Genomic DNA, 22,446 nt, shown 5'->3' with positions numbered 1-22,446 from the left:
TGTTCAGCGATGGTGTATCCCGGTCGATGCGTAAATTCACTCTCAAGCAGTTGCGCTATTTCGTGGTCGCCGGCGAACTCTCCAGCGTGACACAGGCAGCTGGAAAGCTGCATGTCTCCCAGCCCTCCATTTCTGCGGCAATCCAGCAGGTCGAGGAGATCACGGGGCTGCCGTTGTTCGTGCGCCATCATGCGCAAGGATTGTCGCTGACACCCGCCGGCAAGCAGCTACTGCTCCGTGCTCGCCAGTTGCTGCACGATGCCGAAGGGCTCGAGAAGTTTGCAGCATCGCTGGGTGAGGAGATCGGGGGAGAGCTGCGGCTGGTGGCCTTTCCTACCTTCGCCCCGGTATTCCTGCCCAAGTTGTTGCGCCGCTTTGTCGACCGCCATCCGGCGGTGAGCCTTTACTGTGATGAGATGACCCAGGTAGATATCGTCCGTGGGCTCGGTCAGGGCGACTACGAACTGGCTTTCACCTACGATCTACAGATCCCCGAGGAGATCGACTTTACCCCCTTGTATCGTTTCCCTCCCTATGCGGTGGTCGCCATCGACCATCCGCTGAGCAGCCGGGACAGCATCAGTCTCAAGGAGCTCGTGACTCACTCCATGGTATTGCTCGATTGGCCCTTGAGCCGCGAGTACTTCATGTCGATTTTTACTCACCATGGGCTATCCCCCAAGGTGGCCCATCGCGCCAAGTCCATGGACATGCTGAGAGGTCTGGTCGCAAACGGCTTCGGTTTCTCGCTGTTCAACACTCCGCTTAGCGTCTTCGAGTCTCTGAATGGAGGCCGCCTCAAGGCGTTGATCCTGGAAGATGAAGCGCCGCCACTATCGCTGGGCATTGCCTGCCTAGGAGGGCTGCGCCTGGCGCCTGCAGCCGAAGCCATGCGCCAACTGGCGTGCAACCCCGAGGCGCTTGCGGAAATATTCACGCAAATCGAAGCGCTGCCTACCGAGAAAGCTCATCTTTGATGCCCCGATGAGTGATTGATTAGAAAAGCGGCGGTAAACAATACCGTGAGAAATGGCGAGCGGCCGGCAGCAACCGGGGAGGAGTGTTGCATAGGAAAAGCTGAAGCTGTCGTTCGTATAATAATATTTTAGTTGATCAATACCTGGGAGATATCGTGATTCCAGGCGTTGTGATTCAAATTGTCGCAGCCCGCTATAACAACATTCTGGCAACGGAGCTATTCCGATGGCGGCACCCGATCTCTCATATTGGCATAAATTGCGTTCTCAACTGACGATACCCCACGAGGCTTTTATCGATGGTCGCAGCGTTTCTGCCGGTGATGGCCAGACGCTGACGTCCTGGAATCCGGCGACTGCCGAACGCCTGGTCGAAGTTGCGGCCTGCGGCGAAGAAGACGTTGAAACGGCCGTGGCCGCGGCCCGTCGCAGCTTCGAGGCAGGCGACTGGTCTCGGGCCGCACCGGCGGAGCGCAAGGCAGTGCTGCAACGCCTTTCCGCATTGATGATGGAACACCGGGAAGAGCTGGCGCTGCTCGAGACGCTTGATACCGGCAAGCCGATCCGCGACGCCTATGAACTCGACATTCCCGGTGCCGCCGGCTGCTTCGGCTGGTACGCCGAGACCATCGATAAGCTCTATGGTGAGGTGGCGCCCACCGATCGTGACAATCTGGCCATCATCACCCGAGAGCCGGTAGGCGTGGTCGCAGCAGTCATCCCCTGGAACTTCCCGCTGGATATCACCGCCTGGAAGCTGGCTCCGGCACTGGCCGCCGGTAATAGTGTGATCTTGAAGCCCGCCGAGCAGTCACCGCTGACGGCGCTGCGCCTGGCGCAACTGGCCAAGGAGGCAGGAATCCCGGACGGCGTATTCAACGTACTGCCCGGGCTTGGCCATATCACCGGCCAGGCGCTGGGCCTGCATGCCGGCGTGGACTGCCTGACCTTCACTGGCTCTACGGCCACCGGCAAGCGCTTCCTGGAGTACTCTTCCAGGTCGAACATGAAACAGATCTGGCTGGAGTGCGGGGGCAAGAGTCCCAACCTGGTCTTCGCCGACTGCGATCTTGATGCCGCCGCCAAGACGGCAGTGCAGGGCATCTATTTCAATCAAGGCGAGGTGTGTTCCGCCAACTCGCGAATCCTGGTGCAGCGTGACATCAAGGATGCCTTCGTCGAGCGCTTCGTTGAGGCGGCATCCAGGCTCAAGGTTGGTGATCCGCTTGACCCGACCACGGATGTCGGCTCGCTGATCGACGCCGACCATGCGGGCAAGGTTCGCGGCTACATTTCCTTGGGCCTGGAGGAGGGCGCACGGATGGCTATGGGCGAGATGCCTTCCAAGGAAGATAAGAGCGCCTTCGTGTCACCGACGCTGTTCGAGAACGTGACTCCAAGCATGACCATCGCTCAGGAAGAGATCTTCGGGCCCGTTGCGGCGCTGATCGAGTTCGCCGACGAGGATGAGGCGGTGGCCATTGCCAACGACTCCATTTACGGTCTGGCCGCCTCGGTATGGACCCGCGACCTGTCTCGTGCCCATCGGGTTTCACGACGCCTGCAGGCGGGCACCGTCTCGGTGAATACCGTGGATGCCATCGACTTCACCACGCCCTTCGGCGGCTACAAACAGTCGGGATTCGGACGCGATCTATCCCTGCATGCCCTGGACAAGTTCACCCAGCTCAAGACGACTTGGATCCGTCTATGACACGCCTGTTTCTGCATCAAGCAATATAGGTCGTCTGTCATTTCCGAACAGATGGCGCGGTGTACCCCGACAATTACAACGAGGGTTGAAATGATGGAATCACAACTATCCGGCAAGGCGGATACGTCGATCGCCGCCAACAAGAAAGCCAGTGGTGTTCTAGGTCTTAAATCCCTTACCGCCGTTGCAGTGGGTCTGGTCGTCTCCCAAGGCGTCATGGTGCTGATGCTTCAGGGCGTGGGTATTGCCGGTGCGGCCTTCATCGTACCGCTCGCCATCGCCTGGGTTCTGGCGCTGTGCTATGCGGCGTCCTTCTCCGAGTTGTCACTGCTGATACCCCGGGCGGGCAGCTTGAGCGCCTACACAGAAGTGGCCCTGGGTCAATTCCCGGCAATTCTTTCGGTGTTCTCCGGCTATGTGGTAGTGGCCATGTTCGCACTCTCCGCGGAGCTGCTGCTGGTCAACTACTTTCTCGGCGTGCTCTATCCAGCGGTTGAGAGCACCAACTACGTCGCCTTTGGCATTCTTGGCGTGTTCACGCTGCTCAACCTGCTGGGTATCGACATTTTTGCCAAGCTACAGAGTGTCCTGGCCTTTGCCATGGTGGTAGCGCTATTGCTACTTGGAGTAAGCGCTGTCACTGGAGGCTTTGCGCCTCAGACCTTTGAAGCCTCCAAGCTGGCGGAAGGGTTCAACCTCGGTGACGGTGCCTTCACACTGATCGCACTGGCCATCTGGGGTTATGTCGGGGCGGAGTTCGTCTGTCCATTGGTGAATGATTCACGCGATCCGGCACGTAATATTCCGCGCTCCATGTATATAGGCCTGACCGTGATCTTCGTGGTCTTCGCCATCTACTGCCTGGGCGCGCTCTTTTATGTGCCTCGAGACGTTCTGCTCTCCGCCGATCTGCCGCACCTGGAGTATGCCAGCGCCGTCTTCGGCGGCTCTGGTACCTTCCTGCTGGCCGTGGCGGCAATAACCGCGACCTGCAGCACCGTCAACAGCTCCCTCGCCGCAATCCCGCGCATGATGCAGGGCATGGCGGAACAGGGCCAGGCCTTCCCGATGCTGGGCTGGTTGACCCGCTCCACCCAAGTACCTTGGGTCGCGGTGCTGTTCATTGCCGGCGTTACCGGCTTGCCGCTACTGGTATGGGGCAATGATCCAACCACCGTGGGGCTCTTGCTGATCTCTGCCGCCATCGCCTGGCTGCTGGCCTACATCATCGCCCACGTCAACGTGATCGCGCTGCGCGTTCGTTACCCCAACGCCAAGCGTCCCTATCGTTCGCCGTTTTATCCGCTACCCCAACTGGTCGGTATTGCCGGCATGGCCTACGCCATCGTCTACGCTTCACCGGCTCCGGAGCTGACGGTCAAGATCTTCACCAATGCCGGCGTCGTGCTGGGCATCGTCAGTGTCATCGCCGTGGTGTGGATCAAGCTCGTGATGCGCAAGCCGCTGTTCAAGCCCGAACCCCTCGACGAGATCATCAAGCGCTGAGAGCTCAAATCAATCGCGAGACAGCCACATAGACGTTCATCACATTCCGCTCCATTCATGCAGTTGAATAGAGCGGGAAGGAGATTCCCATGAAGACAGGAATCGTGCTGGACGCAGACCCGGTGGGCATTGCGACGTAAGACCGTTGCAAACCAATAAAGAAATAAAGGAGTAGAACAGTGCGCGATCCACGTTATGACATTCTTTTCGAGCCAATGCAGATCGGGCCGGTCACCGCTAAGAACCGGTTCTATCAGGTACCGCATTGCAATGGCGGCGGCTATCGCGATCCTTCGGCTGCCGCTGAAATGCGCGGAATCAAGGCCGAAGGCGGCTGGGGCGTCATCTTCACCGAGCAATGCGAGATGCATCACACCTCGGAAATCACCCCGTTCATCGAGCTGCGGCTGTGGGAAGACAAGGACATCCCGATGCTGCGCAAGATGTCCGAGAGGATGAAGCAGCACGGCGCCTTGGCCGGCATTCAGCTCGCCTATTCCGGCATCAATGGCCCCAATCTGTATAGCAAGGAAGTACCTTTGGCACCGTCGGCCCTGCCGATCCGTACCTTCACCAATGATCCGGTACAGGCTCGTGCCTTGGACAAGAAGGACATTCGCGATCTGCGCCGCTGGTTCGTCAATGCGGCTAAACGCTCGAAAGAGGCAGGGTTCGATCTGATCTGCCTGTACGGTGCCCATGGCTTTGGCATTTTTCAGCACTTCTTGAGCCGTGCCACCAATCAGCGCACGGATGAATATGGCGGCAGCCTGGAGAATCGCTCGCGGTTTTCCCAGGAGGTGATCGCCGACATGCGCGACGCGGTGGGAGACACCATGGGCATTACCCTGCGTGTCAGCCTGGACGAGACCATCGGCCAGCTGGGGTTCTCCAACGCGGAGGTGCGCGATTACATCGAAATGAACAAGGATCTACCGGATCTTTGGGACCTGGCCCAGGGCACCTGGGAAGAGTGCTCCGGTCCGTCCCGTTTCAAGGAAGAGGCCGCTCAGCAGGAGCTGGTGCGCGGCATTCACGAGCTCACCGACAAGCCCATCGTCGGTGTTGGCCGCTTTACCAGCCCGGATGTCATGGTCAAGCAGATCAAATCCGGTGTTCTCGACTTCATCGGCTGCGCGCGCCCGTCGATTGCCGACCCGTTTCTGCCAAAAAAGGTCGAGGAAGGCAGGATCGAGGATATCCGCGAATGCATCGGCTGCAACATCTGCATTACCGGCGACATGACCATGTCGATCAGCCGCTGCACCCAGAACCCTACCTTCATGGAGGAGTGGCGCAAGGGCTGGCATCCCGAGAAGATGAATCCCAAGGGTGATAGCGACAACGTGCTGATCGTCGGCTCGGGTCCCGCTGGGTTGGAGGCGGCCTGGGCACTCTGTCGTCGTGGCTATCAGGTAGCGGTGGCGGAGTCGCGCACTGAAATCGGCGGTCGCGTGATCCGGGAGTGCAAGTTGCCCGGACTCAGCGCCTGGGGCCGAGTCGTGGATTATCGCCAGTACCAGCTTTCCCAGCGTCCGGATGTCGATATCTATCTGGACAGCAAGCTGAGTGCGGACGACATCATGGAGTTCGGCTTCGAGAACGTGGCGATTGCCACCGGCGCTACCTGGCGCCGGGACGGGGTGGCTCGACAGCACGTCGTGCCCATGCCGATTTCACCGGATGCCAAGATCTACACGCCGGACGATCTGATGGATGGCACGATCCCTCAGGGCAAGGTCGTGGTGTTCGACGATGATCACTATTACATGGGCGGTGTCTTGGCGGAGCTACTGGCGAAAAATGGCGCGGACGTCACGCTGATCACCCCGGCGGCCTATGTATCGGACTGGACCAACAACACCCTGGAGCAGATCGCCATCCACCCCCGGCTGGTCGAGGCCGGTGTCGATATCGTGCTCAATCGCGGCATTACAGAAATCGCCGCTGACCACGTTATCAGCAACTGCGTCTATACCAACCGGACCCAGACCTTTGCCGCGGATGCGGTAGTCCTGGTCACTGCTCAAAAAGCAGACGACGAGTTGTTCAACGCGCTGAAAGCCAGGGAGCCGGAGTGGACGGACGCGGGAATCAAAACGGTGAAGCTCATCGGTGATGCCAATGCGCCGGGCCCGATTGCCTGGGCGACTTACGCCGGACACCGCTATGCCCGGGAACTGGATGCTGACGATCTTGGCGATGACCTGCCTTTCCGCAGAGAAATCACGGCTCTGGCAGTGGATTGAAACGAATGGAGACGTGCGGTTGCTTGCGTAATAGGTAAATCGCCAGCTCGTCGTTAGATTCAAGTTCACCGCTAAGCATCATTGCAGCGGCTTCGGTAACGGACGCTGCATTTTTGTCGTACATTTAGTGTTCCTATATTCACAAAGACTGAGCAAGATGGAGCAGCGGCGCGACAAGGCTCGGTGCGAAGGCGACGCACACAAGCCTGAACCATGGTACGCAAGACGAAAGCGTTCTCTTCTTGCTGTAGCCGCTTTCGGCGCATTGGCGGGGCTTGCCTTCTTCTATCTGCACAACGGTCGAATCGAAGGGGGCGCCTTCGTCAGCCTTTTGACATTGGCTTTCGGCGTGGGGCTGGTCACGCTGATCTGGCATCGCATCACCCATATCACGATCCTCGGCAGCGAAATCAAGCTGCAGCGCCTGACGAAAGAGGCGGAAACCCTGGTAGGCGAGCTCGATGCCGGCAAGGCCGATCTTTATCGAACGGCGCTACGCCTGATGCAGCAGTCTAGCCAGGTTCAGGAGGATGAGGGTAGAGCGCTCAGCGAACGTAGTGCAACGCTCATCGAATTACTTGGCAGCGTCGAAAAGGCACGGTTGCTGGAGGTATTGAACGAGGAAGCCCTGTCAGCCACGGATAGGGTCATCGACGAGCTGACACGTAATCTGTCGCATCAAGCGGATTTGCCTATGGATAACTATACGAAAACCTCGTCTTCAAGGGCTCAAGCGGTGATCGAGCAGTTCAACGAGGGGCACTCAATGAATGAACCTCAAGGAATATGGGGAGCAAAAGACGCTGATTCGAGCCCTGATCTAACAAAAAGCGTCGATAGCCTGAAGATTCTGCTGCGCTATCGACGTAAGATCGAAGGTGCACATCAAAAGGACAATGAATAGCGATTATTCAGTGACCTGTACATACAAGGATGAAACCGAGAATCCGATATGAATAATGAACCGACTACGCTCAGAGCGTTGCAAGGGCTCCCTGCTCAACCGGCGAGTCTCAAGGACTCTGCATTGATCCTTATCGACTGCCAGAACACCTATCGTGAAGGCGTGTTGCAGCTGACAGGCGTCGAAGAGGCTTTGCAAGAAGCCAGAAAGCTGCAGGACCAAGCGCGCAGGGTCGGTGCTCCGGTCATTCATATCCGCCATGATGCGGGCGAAGGTTCACCATTCGACATCAACGGTGACAGTGGCGCCATCGCCGATATCGTTGCTCCCCAGGAAGGGGAGCTGATAGTTACAAAAAACTATCCGAACTCTTTTTTTCAGACCGATCTGGATGAGCACTTGAATTCATTGGGTGTCACCAACCTTGTCTTGGCTGGATTCATGACCCACATGTGTGTTCTCGCGACTGCCCAGGGTGGATTCAATCTGGGTTATGCACCGACGGTGGTTGCCAATACCACCGCATCAAGATCTCTGGAGACGGCGGGTGGAAAGCATCTCTCCGCTGAAGATGTGCATGACGCCGCCTTGGCCTCGATGAAGGATTTATATGCGGTGGTAATTGAAAGTGCTGAGGGTTTGTCTTGAGCGGTCCATGACTTCGAGTGATACGATTAGCGGCTAAGGCGGCTGGTCACTTGAAAAACGTTGCCACGAGGCGCGATAAGCAGAAAATGAAAAAAGCCATGTCTAGGAATTCCTAAAGATGGCTTTAATATCAGTAATCTATGGTCGGAGCGACAGGATTCGAACCTGCGACCTCTGCAACCCCATTCCGTTTATGCCATATTTAAGTAGGAACTAACAGAAACAAGAATAGCCAATAAAATAAATAAAAACATTGCATTACATGTTGATTAGTTGTTTCTCATTGTTCCCCATCATGCCCTATTGTATCCTATAGCTGTCACCTATTTGTCACCTAGAGGCGGACTACCATGTCAGACCCTACCAAGATGAAGCTGACTGCCAGGGCATTGGAGCAACTGACCAAGACCCCGCCAGCAGACGATATATGGGATACCGAACTGGCAGGCTTCCATGTTCGCCCTGGCAAGCGGGGCCTGACCTTCCGCCTCTACTACCGCACCAAGACCGGCCAGCGCCGCATGATGACTATTGGGCGCTATGGTGCGCTCACGGCTACCCAGGCCAGAAAGGATGCCGCCGAAGCCCTGGCTGTCGTGGCCCAAGGTGGCGATCCCCGCGCCGTGCTGGAAGAGGCCAAGGCCGAAGCCCAGCGCCAGCAACAACAGACACTTAGGGCTTACCTGGCTGGTCCCTATACCGCTTTTCAGAATCGCCGCAAAGACGGAAAGGGAACGCTACGCAGGATCGAGAAGGACTTTGCCGATTGGCTAGACAAGCCGATGAGCAGCCTTTCCCTTGCCGATGTGGAGCGCTGGCAGGCCGAGCAGGAAGGAAAAGGCAGGCCCTTGGCCTTTGGCAGCCTCAAGCGATCCTATGACGCGCTACATGCCTTACTGGTGCACGCTGCCGAGCGCAAGGCAATCCCTATCAACCCATTGGCTGGCGTCAAGCTGCAAAAGCCCGCCATGAGTGATGAGGCCATGACCGAGCAGGCAGCCAGCCGCCGTTACCTGGAAGAGAAGGAAGTGAAGGCGCTATTCGCTGGCCTGGACGCCTACCAGGAGAAGAGGCGGGAGCAGCGGCGCCAGAGCCGCGCCCATGGCAAGGCGTATTTACCCAGCCTCGATGAAGTAGCGTTCGTGGATCACGTCAAGCCCTGGATACTGACCATGTATTACACCGGCTTTCGGCCTGGCGATATAACTGGCCTTCGCTGGGAGCACGTCAATCTGACCTTTGCCACGATCCGTAAAGTAATCGAGAAGACCGCACATCATCACCCGGAGCCCCAGACCTTCCCGCTATCTGGTCCCGCCGTGGACATACTCAAGACATGGCACCAGCAGCAGGGTGAGCCTAAGGCTGGCCTCGTCTTCCCTTCAACGTGCAATGGTAAGCGAATGGATCGAACGGCCATGCAAAAGCCGTGGGCGACAGTGCGCCAACTGGCTGGCCTGCCCAATGACCTGCTGCTGTATTCACTGCGCCACCACTTCGCCAGCCAGTTGGTGATGGCAGGCACCGACCTTCTGACCGTCTCCAAGCTGATGGCCCATAGCGATATCCAGACGACCATCCAGCACTACGCCCACCTGCGCCCCGACCATACTCGCGATGCGGTAGAGGCGTTTGCCAGGAAGGTGCCGGAACAAGACACCCAAAGATATTCGTCGAATCGAAGTCATGGAAGTCATGAAGTCATGCAAGGGCTGGCGCCGAGAGAGCAAGCCTGACCCCATTGGCTGGCTAGGGCCGATCACCCGAAAGCGTGGCAACTCCACCACGCCCGCCAGCCAACCCTTCAAATGGAGTGCGTCAGGAGTAGCGCAAATGGCACCCCATATTGTCCAGCTACCCAAGTGGTTCAACGAAAAGCGCTACACATGCAAGCCACCAAATGAAGCGGCGTTGCGAGAGGCAGCCCTGGCGGTCCTGGATCGCGTCCCTTTTTACCAAGCCGTCATGGGGCGGGGTTTTGATGCCGAGCGCCTTGATGAAGGAAAGCGTAAAAAGGCGCTCAGCATCCTGGAAGAGTGGTCCGCCAACCCCTACCAGCGCCCCGATGAGTGTAGCCGAATGACTCTATATGCTTGCCTGACCTCCACTATACGGATGGCAGATAGCAGTGACGTAGTAGAGGTATTTACCGCCGTTTTAGAGCGGGAAGACGCCAGGAATGATGAGGCCAGTCAAGAACAAGAGGCCTACCAGAGGAGGGAGTTGGAAACACTTCTGAAAGATTCTCTCGGCCAGCTTAAGCAGACCGCAGTTCATCCGAGCGAGGTCAGGCAAAAGTTGATAATGGCGCTTAGCTTGCCAGAAATGGAGGAAGAACAAATAGACCCTTCCGGGCCAGCATGGATAGGTAAGCTGCTTGATTACTACGTCGCGGCCTATATGGACTTGATGCTATGGGCTGCTCTGGAAGGTATCCACCTTGGAAAAAGCATTCACGGAAAAGTAAGTGCTTTGCAACAGGTACTTTGCCTAGGCAACAGCGATCCACGCCAAGTGGTAAGGCTACTGAAAGACTTTCAGGATGAAAAACTTCTCCCCTACCTGGTCAGGATTGAGGAAGGAGGCATCATCGAAGCCATAGTGAAGAACCAGAAAAGGCGAAAAACCTGAGCAAAAATGTATTTTGCCATTCTTGCATGAACCCCTCGTGAGCACCCCCCACTATTGAAGGCGTCAACCCACGACGAGGATCGCCCTCAATGCTCACCAAGACTCAAGACCCCAGCAACATCCTAGCCAACGCCCTGGCCCGCTATCGCGATGGCTTCGATCCAGCATTCATCGAACTGACCGAGCAAGCTGTATTCCCTGGCCTTATACCGGCCCAGCCCACCACAGGACGGAAAAGCCGCTCAACTGGTGTGCTACTTGGCCGACCAGCACCGCGTTTCGTGAAACGTGGCCGCTCTGTCAAATATCGCCTGAGAGACATCCTCGATTGGCTGGCGGAAGCCCCCGACTATGGAAGCACCGCCGAAGTAGCGACCAAGGGGAGGGATGCCTGATGCTTGATTTTGAGATTGAAGCTATCAGAACGGCCAGGAAAGCCATTCGAAAGAGCAGAGATACTGCCACCGCCATGCGTCCCCTTGTGAAAGCGCTACAGAGGGCCACCCCTCGATTGGAAGGCGGTATCCCCCAGCGAGCGCTAACAAATGAAGAAAGGTCCGGGTTACTTCTGGCTTTAACTCTGCTCGTTGAGGACGCTAGAAGTGAGGCGGATAACGCCGATTCAGACCTATGCATTATGCTTGTGCGCTTAGGGGAGGTGTGGTGATGGATCAAGTGACAGAACCCCCCGAGACGGCGGCAACCGCTCTCGGGGGTATAACACAACAGCATTCCACAAACGTTATAGCAACTGACCCCGTGGCGCAAGCCGTTACGGTGCTACGCTGCGACCCTTCGCTGGTTCTGGCCAAGACCTGGACGGCAGACGGCACCATCGCCCCCTATGGCCAGGTTAGAACCTTCTCGATTGCCAGCCAGGGGGTTGAGGGAATAGCCGCGCTATCGACATTGCTGACCCAACTGGAAGGCGACCCTCGCGCCTGCATCATCCGTGGCGGGTTGAAGCCTGATGCCATCCCGGAAGAAGGTGGCAGATACCGCCGCACGAAAGAAAACTTCGCGGATGCCCCCCGCCAGTGGCTGGCGCTGGATATTGACGACTTCACGCCGCTAGGTGCCGATCCGCTGGATCAGCCCCAGGAAGCCATCGAAGAATTTCTACAGGCTCATCTACCCGAGTGGGGGACGGCCAGCTTCCACTGGCAACTGACCGGCTCCGCTGGCCGCCCCGATGCTCAAGGCAAGCTCAAGGCACGCGCCTGGTTCTGGCTGGAAGCGCCCCGTACCAGCGGGCAACTCAAGGCATGGGCCAAGCACCGATGGCCCAAGCCCAGCAAGCCACCTTTCGATATCGCCCTGTTCAGCGCCACGCAAATCCATTACACAGCTGCGCCGATTTTCGAGGCAGGCGTAAGCGATCCCGTGGCGGTGCGCTCAGGCTTCAAGGAGGGGACGAGGGAAGCCGTGAGCGTCCCCCTGGTGGAAGAACCTACCTACCAACGGGGGCAGCCGGTAGCGCCTGCCAGTGGTGGTGAGATGACACCCTACGTTCGCCGCTCCCTGGACGGCATCTACAACGACATCACCGAAGCCATGGAGGGGGAGCGTAACCGAGTGTTGTACCGGAAGGCATATCGCGCATTCAGCTTCGTACATACTGGGCAAGCGGAGGAAGGCGAAGTGAGGCAAGGACTGAAAGCGGCAGCCCTGGCGGCTGGGCTCGATGAAGAGGAGGCAGGGGCTACGCTGGCCAGTGCATGGAGCGCCAGCCAGAAGGCGCCGGATGATGTGGCCCCATCGGCGGGTGATGGCTTCGAGGCCGAGTGTTCAACAGAGGGGGGCATAGGAGGTGTACTGACCCTGCGCGATGCAGAAGATTCCCAAGAAGCTCCCAGGAAGGCAACGGAGGGTGGGGGTAGGCCACCCTTTGGCTATACGCTTGTCGGCGACCTGGTGGGCCGCCTGAAGCCGATAGCGTGGCTGGTGAAAGGCTTCCTGGAGGCGGACAGCTTGGGGCTGATCTACGGACCCCCGAAGTCTGGCAAATCCTTCCTGGCCATCGACTGGGCATGTTGTGTCGCTACCGGCACTCCCTGGAACGGCCACGAGGTTAAGCAGGGTGCAGTATTCTACCTGGCTGGCGAGGGACACACCGGCCTAGCCCGGCGATTCGCCGCGTGGGAACAGGCCAAAGGCGTCTCGCTGAAGGGCGCGCCGCTGGCAGTATCAAACAAGGCCGCGCCCCTCACCGACCGCAACGCAGCTGGCCAGGTGCTACGCGCTATTGAAGAAATGGCACAGGATACCAACCGCGCGCCGGCCATCGTCGTCGTGGACACCCTGGCCCGCAACTTCGGTGCTGACGAGAACAGCACGGAAGACATGGGCCGATTTGTCCAGCATCTAGATGAAATCCGAGCCAACTGGCGTTGCACCGCCTTGGTCGTCCATCACACCGGCAAGGACGAAGGGAGAGGAGCAAGGGGAAACTCCTCACTCCCTGGAGCCATCGACGCCGGCTATCTGGTCAAGAGGGACGCGACCGGTAGCGTGACCCTCACCCCTACCGAGATGAAGGATGCAGACCTGCCGCCCCCCATCTACTTCACTTTGGAGAGCGTCAAACTACCTTTGGTGGACGAGGATGGGGGCGACGTGTTCGGAGCCTGCCTCGTTCCGGAGGACGCCCCTGCTATGCCGACCAGGGGGAGGAAGCCCGGCAAGAACCAGACTACCGCTCTGGCCAAGCTAACCGAACTAAGCCAAGAGCGTGAAGCGGAAGCGCTCCGGGCGGGGGCTCCTCCTGCCCCGGTATGGGTGGACATAGAGGAGTGGCGGCAGGCTTGTCGAGAGACAGTAGATCGTCGCCGCTGGCCAGGGGTGCTGAGTTCACTGGAAGAGGCAGGTTCTATCCAAGTCGTCGGCCAACACGTCCGCTACGGCGGCCTCCCCTCAACGCCAGCCGGTGGGGGAATAAACAAGAGTGCCGCTCATGTTGGTGTTGCCTCCACTTCCTCCCCGGGTGCCGGTTGTCCTATCCGGCCGGCCCCTCTAGGGGGACCGGACAGGACAGGACACCCGCCAGAAGCACCAACCGGACAAACCGGCTGTAAACCGGCTGTAAACCGGACACTAAACCGGACATTCCGGCAGCCACAGCCAGGCGTGCGCCGAAAAACAAAACCGGACATTGAGCCAGATGTATTTTCACCCCCTCCTGGTCGGCAAAGGAAGGCTCCTCCTGGAGAAAGAAGAGATGATTCAGGAGAATACGACTACCTACTCTGAGGAAGGGGAGCCGGTGGACGCTACTCAGCACAAGCCTCCCCTCGCGTGCGCGAGTGTCCGACCAGTGGTGGGGAGAAAGCTGGCTGGCTTTGGCATCAAGTCGAAACAGATACGAATTGATTTCCTGACCAAGAAGGGCTACCTGCTGGCTGACTTCCAAGATGCCTTTAAGCGTTATCTTTCTCTACACCCCCCTGTCCCACCCGAAACAACGAAACAAATCAATAAAAACAATAGCTTATCCTCATATCCATCCGAAACACACCACCCTGATGTTTCGGATAGAATATCGTCTAAGTCATTGATAAATAAGTCTTGTTTCGGTGTTTCGGGTAGAGCTACCCCTCCTAGAGAAAGAAGAGATGATTCTGGAAAATACGGCTACCTACTGTGAGGCAGGCGCTGCCGTTGCCAGAGGCGTTACGTCCTTTTGGTGAAGGGGGAGGGAGGAGAGCCCCTCTCCCTGCCAGCATGGGCGGCATCCTCCCCTCGCGTGCGCGAGTGTCCGACCAGTGGTGGGGGCATTACTGGACTGGCACGACCACCAGCGTGCTGGCGCTAGGGTCTCTCTGGCGAACTTCACCAGGGCCATACTCGACTAACTTACCGTCTTTCAGGATCACGACATAATCAGTACGGTCCCAGGACCAGCCACTAATCAGACGATTGGTATACTGCAATGCTTCGTACTCCCCGTCTCGCTTGAAGCCATCCGGCTGCCCGAGTTGGGAAACAACCTCCGCCTTGGTCATGCCCTCTCGAAGGTTCTGTGCCTTCTCTCCAGTGGCGCACCCCTGTAACGCCATGGCCAAGATAAAAACAACGTAAAGCAATCTCTTCATGCCCCTGCACTCCTCAAGAAATTATTATTTTTCAAAGCTGAGATGATCCCCCCGCCAGTGGTGGGGGCATTCAGCCTCTGCCACCTTACCCGCCCCTAATCAATGCTGCTTTCACGCTGCGTCAACTCGCGCACCGCTGCGAGATGCATATCGACGCTGCCTTGCACCCGCATATCTACCTGCGACCTGTCACCGAACAGCTCTCTGTCGTACCGAGACGCCAGCCACTGTCGGATGCTCGCGGCAGCGCTGGCCGCCTTTGGATCGAGTTCACCTGCCTCGACACGCTCCGCCGATAGCATCATCAAATCGGCCAGATTGGCAGCGAGCGCCCGCCGAGCGAAGGCGATAGAGTCGCCATGCTCTCGGGTTATCCAATCATGGAAGGTACTGATGGGGACATCATGCTCAGTGGCTAGAGCACGAATGCTATCCCCGCAAGCTATCCGATTGATGCAATCCTGCGCGAAGCCTGGATCGTCTTGCAGCGCCTGCCAGCGGGTCTTGCGTGCTTGCTTCATTGGGCTACCGGCCATCGCTGTTCTCCTCTATTCATCGACTAGCGCCATTATACCCTGTCACTACTGGCTGGCCGACCAGTAGTAGATAAACGCAGCAAGGTGGGACGAGAAATATCAGAATTTTCTACAAAATATAATTTTTGCGCGTGCATCCAGGCCAGTATTTGGCGGGGGGAAGGGACCCATGGGCCGGGGGGTCGAAAGCCGGTTCCAGCCAGGAGAGGTAGGAGTCCCATCTTGGCCCGCCTTGCAGAGGAAAGCGGGCGGGCGTCATCCGCAGCCTGTCACCTATATGTCACCTAGAGCTAAACACAACAAAAAACCGCCACCCGGCATGATCCGTAAGTGGCGGTTTTTAATAATCTTTCTGGTCGGAGCGACAGGATTCGAACCTGCGACCTCTGCAACCCCATTGCAGCGCGCTACCAAGCTGCGCCACGCTCCGATTCCTGTTGTTGAATTCCCGCCTCCCAATAAATCAGCGTGTGCTGATATGGCTGGCATGGAACGAGGCATATACTAGCGATTTCCTTGCCAAATGCAAGCCTGGAATCGGCTTTCGTTTCAATCGCTTGTCACTGATGTAGCGTCTTTTTGAAAAGGACGGCGCTCGCAATGCCCCGCTTTCATTGTACTATTTCGCGACTTGAATACAGACGGGAGAGATCGATGCCTTTGATCATCGGCATGAGCGTATTGCTTGGATGCCAGTTTCTCGGCGAGTTGTTGTCCAAGGGCCTGACGATTCCGGTGCCCGGGCCGGTGCTGGGCATGGTGATCCTGTTGGTCGGGCTGCTGATCAACGGCCATGTCCCGGATGCGTTGCGTAAGACCGGCGAGGGGTTGCTGCGTTATCTGACACTGCTGTTCGTGCCTGCTGGCGTTGGGCTGATGGTGCACTTCGAATTGATTCGCGCCGATTTCTGGACCTTGGTGATCACCTTGGTGCTGTCGACTGCGATTACCCTGGCAGTAACTGCGAAAGTTCTCGATTGGCTGGCCAGGCGCTATACAGGAGGGGGCAAGCGATGAATCTGGTTGCTATCGATCAGCTCTGGGTTTATCTGTCTGGCAACCCGTTGTTGTCATTGCTGGCGACTCTCGTTGCTTTCGTGCTGGCGACACACATCAATCGCTGGTTGGGTGGCTCGCCGTTCGCGCACCCGGTACTCGTGGCGATTGCGCTGCTAATTGGTTTTCTGCTGCTCTCGGGGATCGAATACAGCACCTATTTTCAGGGTGCGCAGTTCATTCACTTTCTGCTGGGGCCGGCGACCGTAGCCTTGGCGATCCCGCTGTTCGATCATCGCGAACGCGTGCGGCGCATGCTGCTGCCGATATTGGCGGCCTGTGTGACCGGCATTGGCGTCGCTGTTGCTTCGACACTGGGTATTGGACTGCTGCTGGGGGCGCAGCGTGAAACCCTGCTGTCCTTGGCACCGCGTTCTGTCACCTCGCCCATTGCCATGGGGATCGCTGAACAGATCGGTGGTATTCCTTCATTGGCCGCAGGATTGGTGCTACTGACAGGCTCCGTCGGGTGCGCCTTAGGGCCGCTGATCTTTCGTGTGCTCGGAATCAAGGACCCTAGCGTTCAAGGCTTTACCATGGGACTGACGGCCCATGGCTTCGGTACGGCACAGAGTTTTGCATCGCTAGGCGCAATGGCGGGAGCATTTGCCGGTCTGGCCATGGGCCTGACCGGCATGCTGACCGCTTTCCTGCTGCCCCTGATCGTTAGGTTGTTCGGTTTGTGAAAAGAGTCTATCAGCCTATTTCGTCCCATAAGCATTCACGAAAATCCTGGGAGAGCTCGGTGACCTTGTTCATGCGATTCATCGTCGCCTGGGTGATATCGTCGGCAACTTCCTGGTAGTGAGCCACCATGGCGGAGGGATCCCGCAGTAAATCCTGGTTCATCGCGCCATGGGCCAGTTTTTCAGTTGAGACAGCCATGATCTTGAAGAACTCAGCTTCTTGTTGCATGGCGCTTCCCAGCATATTCAACCAGACCAGTTGTAGCCGAGTGGTCGTATTCACCGTCTCCATCCACTGCTGCATCCACCAGGCAGGGGAAGTGGTTGTGTCGGCGTTTGCCAGCGGAAAGGGTAGGGTATCGACATTTATCAGCGGGAAAGGGAAGCGATTGAAGTTGGACGTTGCCATGGGACCCTCCGAGTAGCTTGCATCTGGGTTTGCAATGCTACGCCTTGGTGATTGTACTGACCTACGCTCAGTGTAGTCTCTCACGGCAGTTATGATTATCGATTCATATATTATCTGGATATAACTTGATCCGAATCATCTTCAAGCGTTGAATCGAGTCAGGCGCACAACAGCCCGCTAGCTGACCTACGGGTAGGGTGCGGGCCTATCTGTCAGGTGGGAGGCATCATGTGGGACGTCGTCAAATCGGTGTTGGCAGCATTCTTTGGCGTGCAGCAGGATCAACGACGCCGCAAGGACTTTGAGCAGGGCAAGCCGGGGGCGTTCATTCTGATGGGCATCGTGTTGGCCTTGGTCATGGTCGTCATCGTGTTTCTGGTGGCTAGCATGGCGGCTCGTTGAATCCGTAAGCGTTTAATTTTGTGACATATCATTTCTCGCAAATCTCAAAGCTCTTCTATACTCGTCAAGAACCCGCTAATTTATTCATTGAATAGTCGCTCCAATGTATTAAAACAACTAAGGAGGGATGGATGCGCAAGATGTTCGTTCTCGCCACTCTGATGGCGAGCATCAGTGATCTTTTCCAACCATCCTATGCTGCGGGGTGGAACATGCCGGTGGGCGTCACGCAGGTCAGTCGTGATGTCTATGATTTGCATATGATCATCTTCTGGATTTGCGTGATCATTGGCGTGATCGTGTTCGGCGTGATGTTCTATTCCCTGTTTCGTTACCGACGATCCAAGGGCGCCGAGGCTGCGCACTTTCATGAGCATACCACCGTCGAAGTGATATGGACGGCCATCCCGTTTCTCATCCTCGTCGCCATGGCGATCCCCGCCACTGCCACCCTCAAGAATATGTACGACGCCTCCGAGGCGGATTACGACGTAATGATCACAGGCCATCAGTGGCGTTGGCAGTATGACTATATGGGAGAGGACGTGATGTTCTTCTCCAACCTAGATACCCCCCGCGAGCAGATTGCCGGCACGGCGGACAAGGGCGAGCACTATCTTCTTGAAGTCGATCAGCCGCTGGTGCTGCCGGTGGATCGCAAGGTTCGGCTATTGACGACCTCGGCGGATGTCATTCATTCCTGGTGGGTGCCGGATCTGGCCGTCAAGAAGGATGCCGTGCCCGGGTTCGTCAATGAATCCTGGACGCGCATCGAGGAGCCCGGCATCTACCGCGGTCAGTGCACCGAGCTGTGTGGCAAGGACCATGCGTTCATGCCGATCGTGATACAGGCCATGGAGCAGGAGCAATTCGATACCTGGCTTGCCGAGCGTAAGCAGGAAGCCGCTGCGGAGGCGAGTGGCGTCGATCGTGAATGGGCGCTGGAGGAGTTGGTCGAGCGGGGCGAAAAGGTCTACGGCAGTATCTGTACGTCTTGTCACCAGGCGGAAGGCCAGGGCATGCCGCCGACCTTCCCGGCCCTGGCAGGCAATCAGGCGTTGATGGATGACCTCGATCGGCACATCGACGTGGTCGTCAATGGCGTGTCCGGCTCTGCGATGGCGGCCTTCAGTGGCACGCTCAGTCCGGTGGATATCGCCGCGGTAATCACCTACGAGCGCAATGCCTGGGGTAACGAGACCGGTGATGTGGTTCAACCGGCGGATATCCAGGCGCTTGTTGCCCCCTAGCAGGCATGAGTACGCAAGCTGACGTACGAGGAGAATGATCGATGGCTCCCAAATCACCCCCCAAGGCAACCCTCGAGCACAGCCAAAGCGCCGCAGGCAGCGCAACGGCGCATGGGGCGCAGGAAGAAGAGCATCACTACCGTGGCGGGCCACTGCGCTGGTTGTTGACCACCAATCACAAGGAGATCGGTACGCTGTATCTGATCTTCTCGCTGTCGATGTTTATGATCGGCGGCGTCATGGCCCTGGTAGTGCGTCTGGAGCTTTTTCAGCCGGGGCTGCAATTGGTACAGCCCGAATTCTTCAACCAGATGACCACCATGCACGGTCTGATCATGGTCTTTGGGGCCGTCATGCCGGGTTTCGTGGGCCTGGCCAACTGGATGGTGCCGCTGCAGATTGGAGCGCCGGACATGGCGCTACCGCGGCTCAACAACTTCAGTTTCTGGCTGCTGCCTATCGCCTTCACCTTGCTGTTGTCGACCCTGTTGATGCCTGGTGGCGGTCCGAACTTCGGCTGGACATTCTATGCGCCGCTGTCCACCACCTATGCGCCGCCGTCGACCACCTTCTTCATCTTCGCGCTGCACATGGCGGGAATCAGTTCGATCCTCGGGGCGATCAACATCATCGCGACGATTCTCAATCTGCGTGCTCCGGGCATGCGCCTGATGGATATGACTCTGTTCGTCTGGACCTGGTTGATCACCGCCTTCCTGCTGATCGCGGTCATGCCGGTGCTGGCCGGTGTCATCACCATGATGTTGCTGGATATCAACTTCGGCACCAGTTTCTTCAACGCCGCTGGCGGTGGCGATCCGGTGTTGTTCCAGCATCTCTTCTGGTTCTTCGGGCATCCCGAGGTGTACATCATGATCCTGCCGGCCTTCGGTATCGTCTCGGTGATCATTCCCACCTTTGCCCGCAAGCGTCTATTCGGCTATGCCTCCATGGTCTACGCCACCGCATCCATCGCCATTCTGTCGTTTCTGGTCTGGGCGCATCATATGTTCGCGGTGGGGCTGCCCCTGGTGGCCGAGCTATTCTTCATGTACACCACCATGCTCATCGCGGTGCCCACCGGGGTGAAGGTGTTCAACTGGATCACCACGCTGTTTCGCGGTTCGATCACCTTCGAGACACCGATGCTCTTTGCCTTGGCGTTCGTCGTGCTGTTCAGCATCGGGGGATTCTCGGGGTTGATGCTGGCGATCGCTCCTGCGGATTTTCAGTATCACGACACCTATTTCGTGGTTGCACACTTCCATTATGTGCTGGTGCCCGGGGCGGTGTTCTCGATCATGGCGGCGGTGTATTACTGGCTGCCCAAATGGACCGGTCATTACCCGGACGAACGCATTGGCCGTTGGCATTTCTGGCTATCGGTGATTGGCGTCAATTTACTGTTCTTCCCCATGCACTTCGCAGGGCTGGCGGGCATGCCGCGCAGGATTCCGGATTACGCCCTGCAATTTGCCGACTTCAATATGGCGTCGAGCATCGGAGGATTCCTGTTCGGGTTTTCTCAGCTGCTGTTCATCTGGGTCATCGTTAAATGCGTTCGCGGTGGTGTGAAGGCGCCGGCAAACGCCTGGGATGGAGCTACCGATCTGGAATGGACCGTGCCCAGCCCGGCACCGCTGCATACTTTTGAGACGCCGCCGGATCTACGTGGGTTCAAGTTTCATTGAGTTGAGTAGCGGGCTGGCATTGCCGGGGAGAGCGTAATATGACACCAGTACAGCGCACGGTGACGAAGACCTTGTTTGCGTTGGTGATGATGGTGGGGTTCACCGTGGCTCTGGTGCCGCTGTACGACGTGTTCTGCAATATCACCGGTCTCAATGGCAAGGCGGCAAGTCAGCCCCGTGCGATCGTCAGTGGTGAGGTCGATGAATCGCGCTATGTCACCGTGCAGTTCATTACCCGCACCGGCAGCGGACTGCCTTGGCGGCTGACGGCGTTGGATCGTCAGGTGCGGGTACATCCCGGTCAGGCCTACGAAGTACGCTTCGCTTTTGTCAATCATGGCAAGGTCGCTCGGCGTGGCCGAGCCGTACCCAGCGTCAGCCCTTCGGAAGCCTCCTTGCACCTGCGCAAGATCACCTGTTTCTGTTTTCAGGAGCAGCGCCTTCAGGCTGGCGAGCGACTCGAGTTGCCCTTGATGTTTCAACTTTCCAAGGATTTGCCAGAGAACGTTCATACCGTGACGCTGGCCTACACCCTGTATCCCGCGGCGGAAGACCAACTGTCCTTCAGCGAGATCGCACCTACCCAAGGAGGTGACGCATGAGCGGTGGCAGCTATTACGTACCTGCAAGCAGCAAGTGGCCCATTCTTGCCGGCCTGGCGGTAGGCCTGTTCATGGTTGGCACGGGCATCCTGCTGGTGTTCGACACCGGTATGGTGCTGATCCCCATCGGGATAGCGGCGATCGTTGCGGTCATGGCGCTGTGGTTCCGCGATGTGATCAAGGAATCCCGTGAAGGGCTCTACGATGCGCAGATGGACCGTTCCTTTCGCTGGGGCATGGCCTGGTTCATCTTCTCGGAAGTCATGTTCTTTCTCGCCTTCTTCGGTGCGTTGTTCTACGTGCGGGTCTTTGCGCTGCCGTGGCTCGATGGTGATGGAGCGAAAGGCGTCAGCGCCTTGCTGTGGCCGGATTTCGTGGCCAGTTGGCCTTTGATGAGTCCGCCGGATACGGACGTGGTCGGCCCCCAGGCGGTCGTCAGTCCCTGGCAATTACCGCTGGTCAATACGCTCTTCCTGGTGTCGTCCAGTATCACCCTGACGCTCTCCCACGAGGCGCTGAAGGAAGGGTATCGCGATACCGCGCGCAATTGCCTGTTGGGCACGGTGGTGCTGGGCGTGCTGTTCCTGCTCGTGCAGGGCTTCGAATACTACGAAGCCTATCATCATCTCGGCATTACCCTGGAGGCCGGAATCTATGGTTCGACCTTCTTTCTGCTCACGGGCTTTCACGGCGCCCACGTCACCATTGGGGCCATCATCCTCAGCGTGATGCTATGGCGACTCCAGAAAGGACATTTTTCCGCGCACAATCACTTCGGCTTCGAGGCTGCTGCCTGGTATTGGCACTTCGTCGATGTGGTATGGATCGGGTTGTTCATCTTCGTCTACGTGTTTTGAGCGGGTCAGTTTGAACAGGGTCAGTTTGAATGAGCTCAGCCATGGCCAAGTTCGCCGACATAAAAACCATACAGCAACAAGGCGATGAGTAGCGTTGCCAGGCTGACGCGGATCTTGAGAGAGGTCAGCAGTCGCTTGGACTGGCTGTCATCCTTGATGAGGTAGCCAGCCCCCATCAGCAAACTGGTGAGCATGGCCAGAAAGACAGCGGCGATCAGTACTTTGAGCATGAGGCAC

At 57.6% G+C, this 22,446-nt stretch carries 22 protein-coding genes and 1 tRNA gene; 17 read left to right on the top strand and 6 right to left on the bottom strand.

Translation table 11 applies throughout. From position 1 onward, the window contains the following. Positions 1-26: 26 nt before the first annotated feature. The 4 genes from ACPF7Z_RS03905 to ACPF7Z_RS03890 all read left to right on the top strand — a co-directional run bounded on the left by ACPF7Z_RS03905 (position 27) and on the right by ACPF7Z_RS03890 (position 6,446). Positions 27-977: a LysR family transcriptional regulator gene (locus tag ACPF7Z_RS03905; protein WP_425191859.1), complete on the top strand. Its 951-nt coding sequence runs from the start codon at positions 27-29 to the stop codon at positions 975-977. Between the two features lie 226 nt (positions 978-1,203). Beyond that, positions 1,204-2,691, top strand: a complete 1,488-nt coding sequence (locus ACPF7Z_RS03900) for an aldehyde dehydrogenase (protein WP_425191858.1) — start codon at positions 1,204-1,206, stop codon at positions 2,689-2,691. Positions 2,692-2,781: 90 nt separating this feature from the next. After that, positions 2,782-4,197 (top strand): APC family permease, encoded by a 1,416-nt coding sequence (locus tag ACPF7Z_RS03895; RefSeq protein ID WP_425191857.1) that lies wholly within the window; start codon positions 2,782-2,784, stop codon positions 4,195-4,197. A gap of 179 nt (positions 4,198-4,376) precedes the next feature. Next, positions 4,377-6,446 (top strand): FAD-dependent oxidoreductase, encoded by a 2,070-nt coding sequence (locus ACPF7Z_RS03890; RefSeq protein ID WP_425191856.1) that lies wholly within the window; start codon positions 4,377-4,379, stop codon positions 6,444-6,446. Here the strand turns inward: ACPF7Z_RS03890 and ACPF7Z_RS03885 are convergent. Next, positions 6,424-6,570 (bottom strand): hypothetical protein, encoded by a 147-nt coding sequence (locus tag ACPF7Z_RS03885; RefSeq protein WP_425191855.1) that lies wholly within the window; start codon positions 6,568-6,570, stop codon positions 6,424-6,426. The two genes, ACPF7Z_RS03890 and ACPF7Z_RS03885, sit on opposite strands and share 23 nt — an antisense overlap. A gap of 33 nt (positions 6,571-6,603) precedes the next feature. Between ACPF7Z_RS03885 and ACPF7Z_RS03880 the strand changes: the two genes are divergently transcribed. From ACPF7Z_RS03880 to ACPF7Z_RS03855, 6 genes are all read left to right on the top strand, one after another. Further along, the gene (locus ACPF7Z_RS03880) at positions 6,604-7,350 is read left to right on the top strand and encodes a hypothetical protein (RefSeq protein WP_425191854.1); all 747 of its coding nucleotides are present in this window, start codon (positions 6,604-6,606) and stop codon (positions 7,348-7,350) included. Between the two features lie 48 nt (positions 7,351-7,398). Further along, positions 7,399-7,998 (top strand): cysteine hydrolase family protein, encoded by a 600-nt coding sequence (locus ACPF7Z_RS03875; RefSeq protein WP_425191853.1) that lies wholly within the window; start codon positions 7,399-7,401, stop codon positions 7,996-7,998. Between the two features lie 350 nt (positions 7,999-8,348). Further along, positions 8,349-9,734 (top strand): tyrosine-type recombinase/integrase, encoded by a 1,386-nt coding sequence (locus ACPF7Z_RS03870; protein WP_425191852.1) that lies wholly within the window; start codon positions 8,349-8,351, stop codon positions 9,732-9,734. 97 nt (positions 9,735-9,831) lie between these two features. Then, positions 9,832-10,629, top strand: coding sequence for a hypothetical protein (locus ACPF7Z_RS03865; RefSeq protein ID WP_425191851.1), 798 nt, complete (start codon positions 9,832-9,834; stop codon positions 10,627-10,629). A gap of 89 nt (positions 10,630-10,718) precedes the next feature. After that, positions 10,719-11,024, top strand: coding sequence for a hypothetical protein (locus tag ACPF7Z_RS03860; protein ID WP_425191850.1), 306 nt, complete (start codon positions 10,719-10,721; stop codon positions 11,022-11,024). A gap of 364 nt (positions 11,025-11,388) precedes the next feature. Beyond that, positions 11,389-13,878, top strand: coding sequence for an AAA family ATPase (locus ACPF7Z_RS03855; RefSeq protein ID WP_425191849.1), 2,490 nt, complete (start codon positions 11,389-11,391; stop codon positions 13,876-13,878). A gap of 524 nt (positions 13,879-14,402) precedes the next feature. Here the strand turns inward: ACPF7Z_RS03855 and ACPF7Z_RS03850 are convergent. From ACPF7Z_RS03850 to ACPF7Z_RS03840, 3 genes are all read right to left on the bottom strand, one after another. Continuing rightward, positions 14,403-14,720 carry a hypothetical protein gene (locus ACPF7Z_RS03850; protein ID WP_425191848.1) on the bottom strand — a complete coding sequence of 106 codons (318 nt, stop codon included), beginning with the start codon at positions 14,718-14,720 and terminating at the stop codon, positions 14,403-14,405. A 95-nt stretch (positions 14,721-14,815) separates the two neighbouring features. Beyond that, a complete protein-coding gene (locus ACPF7Z_RS03845; RefSeq protein WP_425191847.1) occupies positions 14,816-15,256 on the bottom strand; it encodes a hypothetical protein in 441 nt (146 codons plus the stop codon). 353 nt (positions 15,257-15,609) lie between these two features. Continuing rightward, a tRNA-Pro gene (locus ACPF7Z_RS03840) sits at positions 15,610-15,686 on the bottom strand. Positions 15,687-15,910: 224 nt separating this feature from the next. Between ACPF7Z_RS03840 and ACPF7Z_RS03835 the strand changes: the two genes are divergently transcribed. Beyond that, positions 15,911-16,273, top strand: a complete 363-nt coding sequence (locus ACPF7Z_RS03835; protein WP_425191846.1) for a CidA/LrgA family protein — start codon at positions 15,911-15,913, stop codon at positions 16,271-16,273. Beyond that, entirely contained in the window at positions 16,270-16,998 is a 729-nt protein-coding gene (locus tag ACPF7Z_RS03830) for an LrgB family protein (RefSeq protein ID WP_425191845.1), read from the top strand. The genes ACPF7Z_RS03835 and ACPF7Z_RS03830 overlap by 4 nt, the downstream gene beginning before the upstream one ends. A 10-nt stretch (positions 16,999-17,008) precedes the next feature. Here ACPF7Z_RS03830 and ACPF7Z_RS03825 read toward each other — a convergent pair whose 3' ends face one another. Beyond that, entirely contained in the window at positions 17,009-17,407 is a 399-nt protein-coding gene (locus ACPF7Z_RS03825) for a hypothetical protein (RefSeq protein WP_425191844.1), read from the bottom strand. 228 nt (positions 17,408-17,635) lie between these two features. Between ACPF7Z_RS03825 and ACPF7Z_RS03820 the strand changes: the two genes are divergently transcribed. The 5 genes from ACPF7Z_RS03820 (at position 17,636) to ACPF7Z_RS03800 (ending at position 22,209) form a co-directional block, all read left to right on the top strand. Next, the gene (locus tag ACPF7Z_RS03820; RefSeq protein WP_425191843.1) at positions 17,636-17,809 is read left to right on the top strand and encodes a DUF2970 domain-containing protein; all 174 of its coding nucleotides are present in this window, start codon (positions 17,636-17,638) and stop codon (positions 17,807-17,809) included. Between the two features lie 131 nt (positions 17,810-17,940). Then, positions 17,941-19,059, top strand: a complete 1,119-nt coding sequence (gene coxB / locus ACPF7Z_RS03815; protein ID WP_425191842.1) for a cytochrome c oxidase subunit II — start codon at positions 17,941-17,943, stop codon at positions 19,057-19,059. Positions 19,060-19,100: 41 nt separating this feature from the next. Next, the gene (gene ctaD, locus ACPF7Z_RS03810; RefSeq protein ID WP_425191841.1) at positions 19,101-20,750 is read left to right on the top strand and encodes a cytochrome c oxidase subunit I; all 1,650 of its coding nucleotides are present in this window, start codon (positions 19,101-19,103) and stop codon (positions 20,748-20,750) included. A gap of 38 nt (positions 20,751-20,788) precedes the next feature. Beyond that, a complete protein-coding gene (locus tag ACPF7Z_RS03805; RefSeq protein WP_425191840.1) occupies positions 20,789-21,352 on the top strand; it encodes a cytochrome c oxidase assembly protein in 564 nt (187 codons plus the stop codon). Then, positions 21,349-22,209, top strand: coding sequence for a cytochrome c oxidase subunit 3 (locus ACPF7Z_RS03800; protein WP_425191839.1), 861 nt, complete (start codon positions 21,349-21,351; stop codon positions 22,207-22,209). Before ACPF7Z_RS03805 ends, ACPF7Z_RS03800 begins: the two co-directional genes overlap by 4 nt. Positions 22,210-22,244: 35 nt before the next feature. Here the strand turns inward: ACPF7Z_RS03800 and ACPF7Z_RS03795 are convergent, their stop codons facing one another. Continuing rightward, positions 22,245-22,439, bottom strand: coding sequence for a DUF2909 family protein (locus ACPF7Z_RS03795; protein WP_425191838.1), 195 nt, complete (start codon positions 22,437-22,439; stop codon positions 22,245-22,247). Positions 22,440-22,446 lie beyond the last annotated feature (7 nt).

This window comes from Halomonas sp. GXIMD04776, from assembly GCF_049808615.1.
GTDB lineage: Bacteria > Pseudomonadota > Gammaproteobacteria > Pseudomonadales > Halomonadaceae > Modicisalibacter.
This window is presented reverse-complemented; position numbering and strand designations above follow the sequence as displayed.

Bases quoted from the DNA above. Each gene is read 5' to 3' on its own strand.
- ACPF7Z_RS03800 (WP_425191839.1), top strand. From the start codon at position 21,349: ATGAGCGGTGGCAGCTATTACGTACCTGCAAGCAGCAAGTGGCCCATT.
- ACPF7Z_RS03820 (WP_425191843.1), top strand. From the start codon at position 17,636: ATGTGGGACGTCGTCAAATCGGTGTTGGCAGCATTCTTTGGCGTGCAG.
- ACPF7Z_RS03865 (WP_425191851.1), top strand. From the start codon at position 9,832: ATGGCACCCCATATTGTCCAGCTACCCAAGTGGTTCAACGAAAAGCGC.
- ACPF7Z_RS03845 (WP_425191847.1), bottom strand. From the start codon at position 15,256: ATGGCCGGTAGCCCAATGAAGCAAGCACGCAAGACCCGCTGGCAGGCG.
- ACPF7Z_RS03830 (WP_425191845.1), top strand. From the start codon at position 16,270: ATGAATCTGGTTGCTATCGATCAGCTCTGGGTTTATCTGTCTGGCAAC.
- ACPF7Z_RS03805 (WP_425191840.1), top strand. From the start codon at position 20,789: ATGACACCAGTACAGCGCACGGTGACGAAGACCTTGTTTGCGTTGGTG.
- ACPF7Z_RS03880 (WP_425191854.1), top strand. From the start codon at position 6,604: ATGGAGCAGCGGCGCGACAAGGCTCGGTGCGAAGGCGACGCACACAAG.
- ACPF7Z_RS03900 (WP_425191858.1), top strand. From the start codon at position 1,204: ATGGCGGCACCCGATCTCTCATATTGGCATAAATTGCGTTCTCAACTG.
- ACPF7Z_RS03860 (WP_425191850.1), top strand. From the start codon at position 10,719: ATGCTCACCAAGACTCAAGACCCCAGCAACATCCTAGCCAACGCCCTG.
- ACPF7Z_RS03795 (WP_425191838.1), bottom strand. From the start codon at position 22,439: ATGCTCAAAGTACTGATCGCCGCTGTCTTTCTGGCCATGCTCACCAGT.
- ACPF7Z_RS03875 (WP_425191853.1), top strand. From the start codon at position 7,399: ATGAATAATGAACCGACTACGCTCAGAGCGTTGCAAGGGCTCCCTGCT.
- ACPF7Z_RS03850 (WP_425191848.1), bottom strand. From the start codon at position 14,720: ATGAAGAGATTGCTTTACGTTGTTTTTATCTTGGCCATGGCGTTACAG.
- ACPF7Z_RS03835 (WP_425191846.1), top strand. From the start codon at position 15,911: ATGCCTTTGATCATCGGCATGAGCGTATTGCTTGGATGCCAGTTTCTC.
- ACPF7Z_RS03895 (WP_425191857.1), top strand. From the start codon at position 2,782: ATGATGGAATCACAACTATCCGGCAAGGCGGATACGTCGATCGCCGCC.
- ACPF7Z_RS03825 (WP_425191844.1), bottom strand. From the start codon at position 17,407: ATGGCAACGTCCAACTTCAATCGCTTCCCTTTCCCGCTGATAAATGTC.
- ACPF7Z_RS03905 (WP_425191859.1), top strand. From the start codon at position 27: ATGCGTAAATTCACTCTCAAGCAGTTGCGCTATTTCGTGGTCGCCGGC.
- ctaD (WP_425191841.1), top strand. From the start codon at position 19,101: ATGGCTCCCAAATCACCCCCCAAGGCAACCCTCGAGCACAGCCAAAGC.
- ACPF7Z_RS03885 (WP_425191855.1), bottom strand. From the start codon at position 6,570: ATGTACGACAAAAATGCAGCGTCCGTTACCGAAGCCGCTGCAATGATG.
- ACPF7Z_RS03870 (WP_425191852.1), top strand. From the start codon at position 8,349: ATGTCAGACCCTACCAAGATGAAGCTGACTGCCAGGGCATTGGAGCAA.
- coxB (WP_425191842.1), top strand. From the start codon at position 17,941: ATGCGCAAGATGTTCGTTCTCGCCACTCTGATGGCGAGCATCAGTGAT.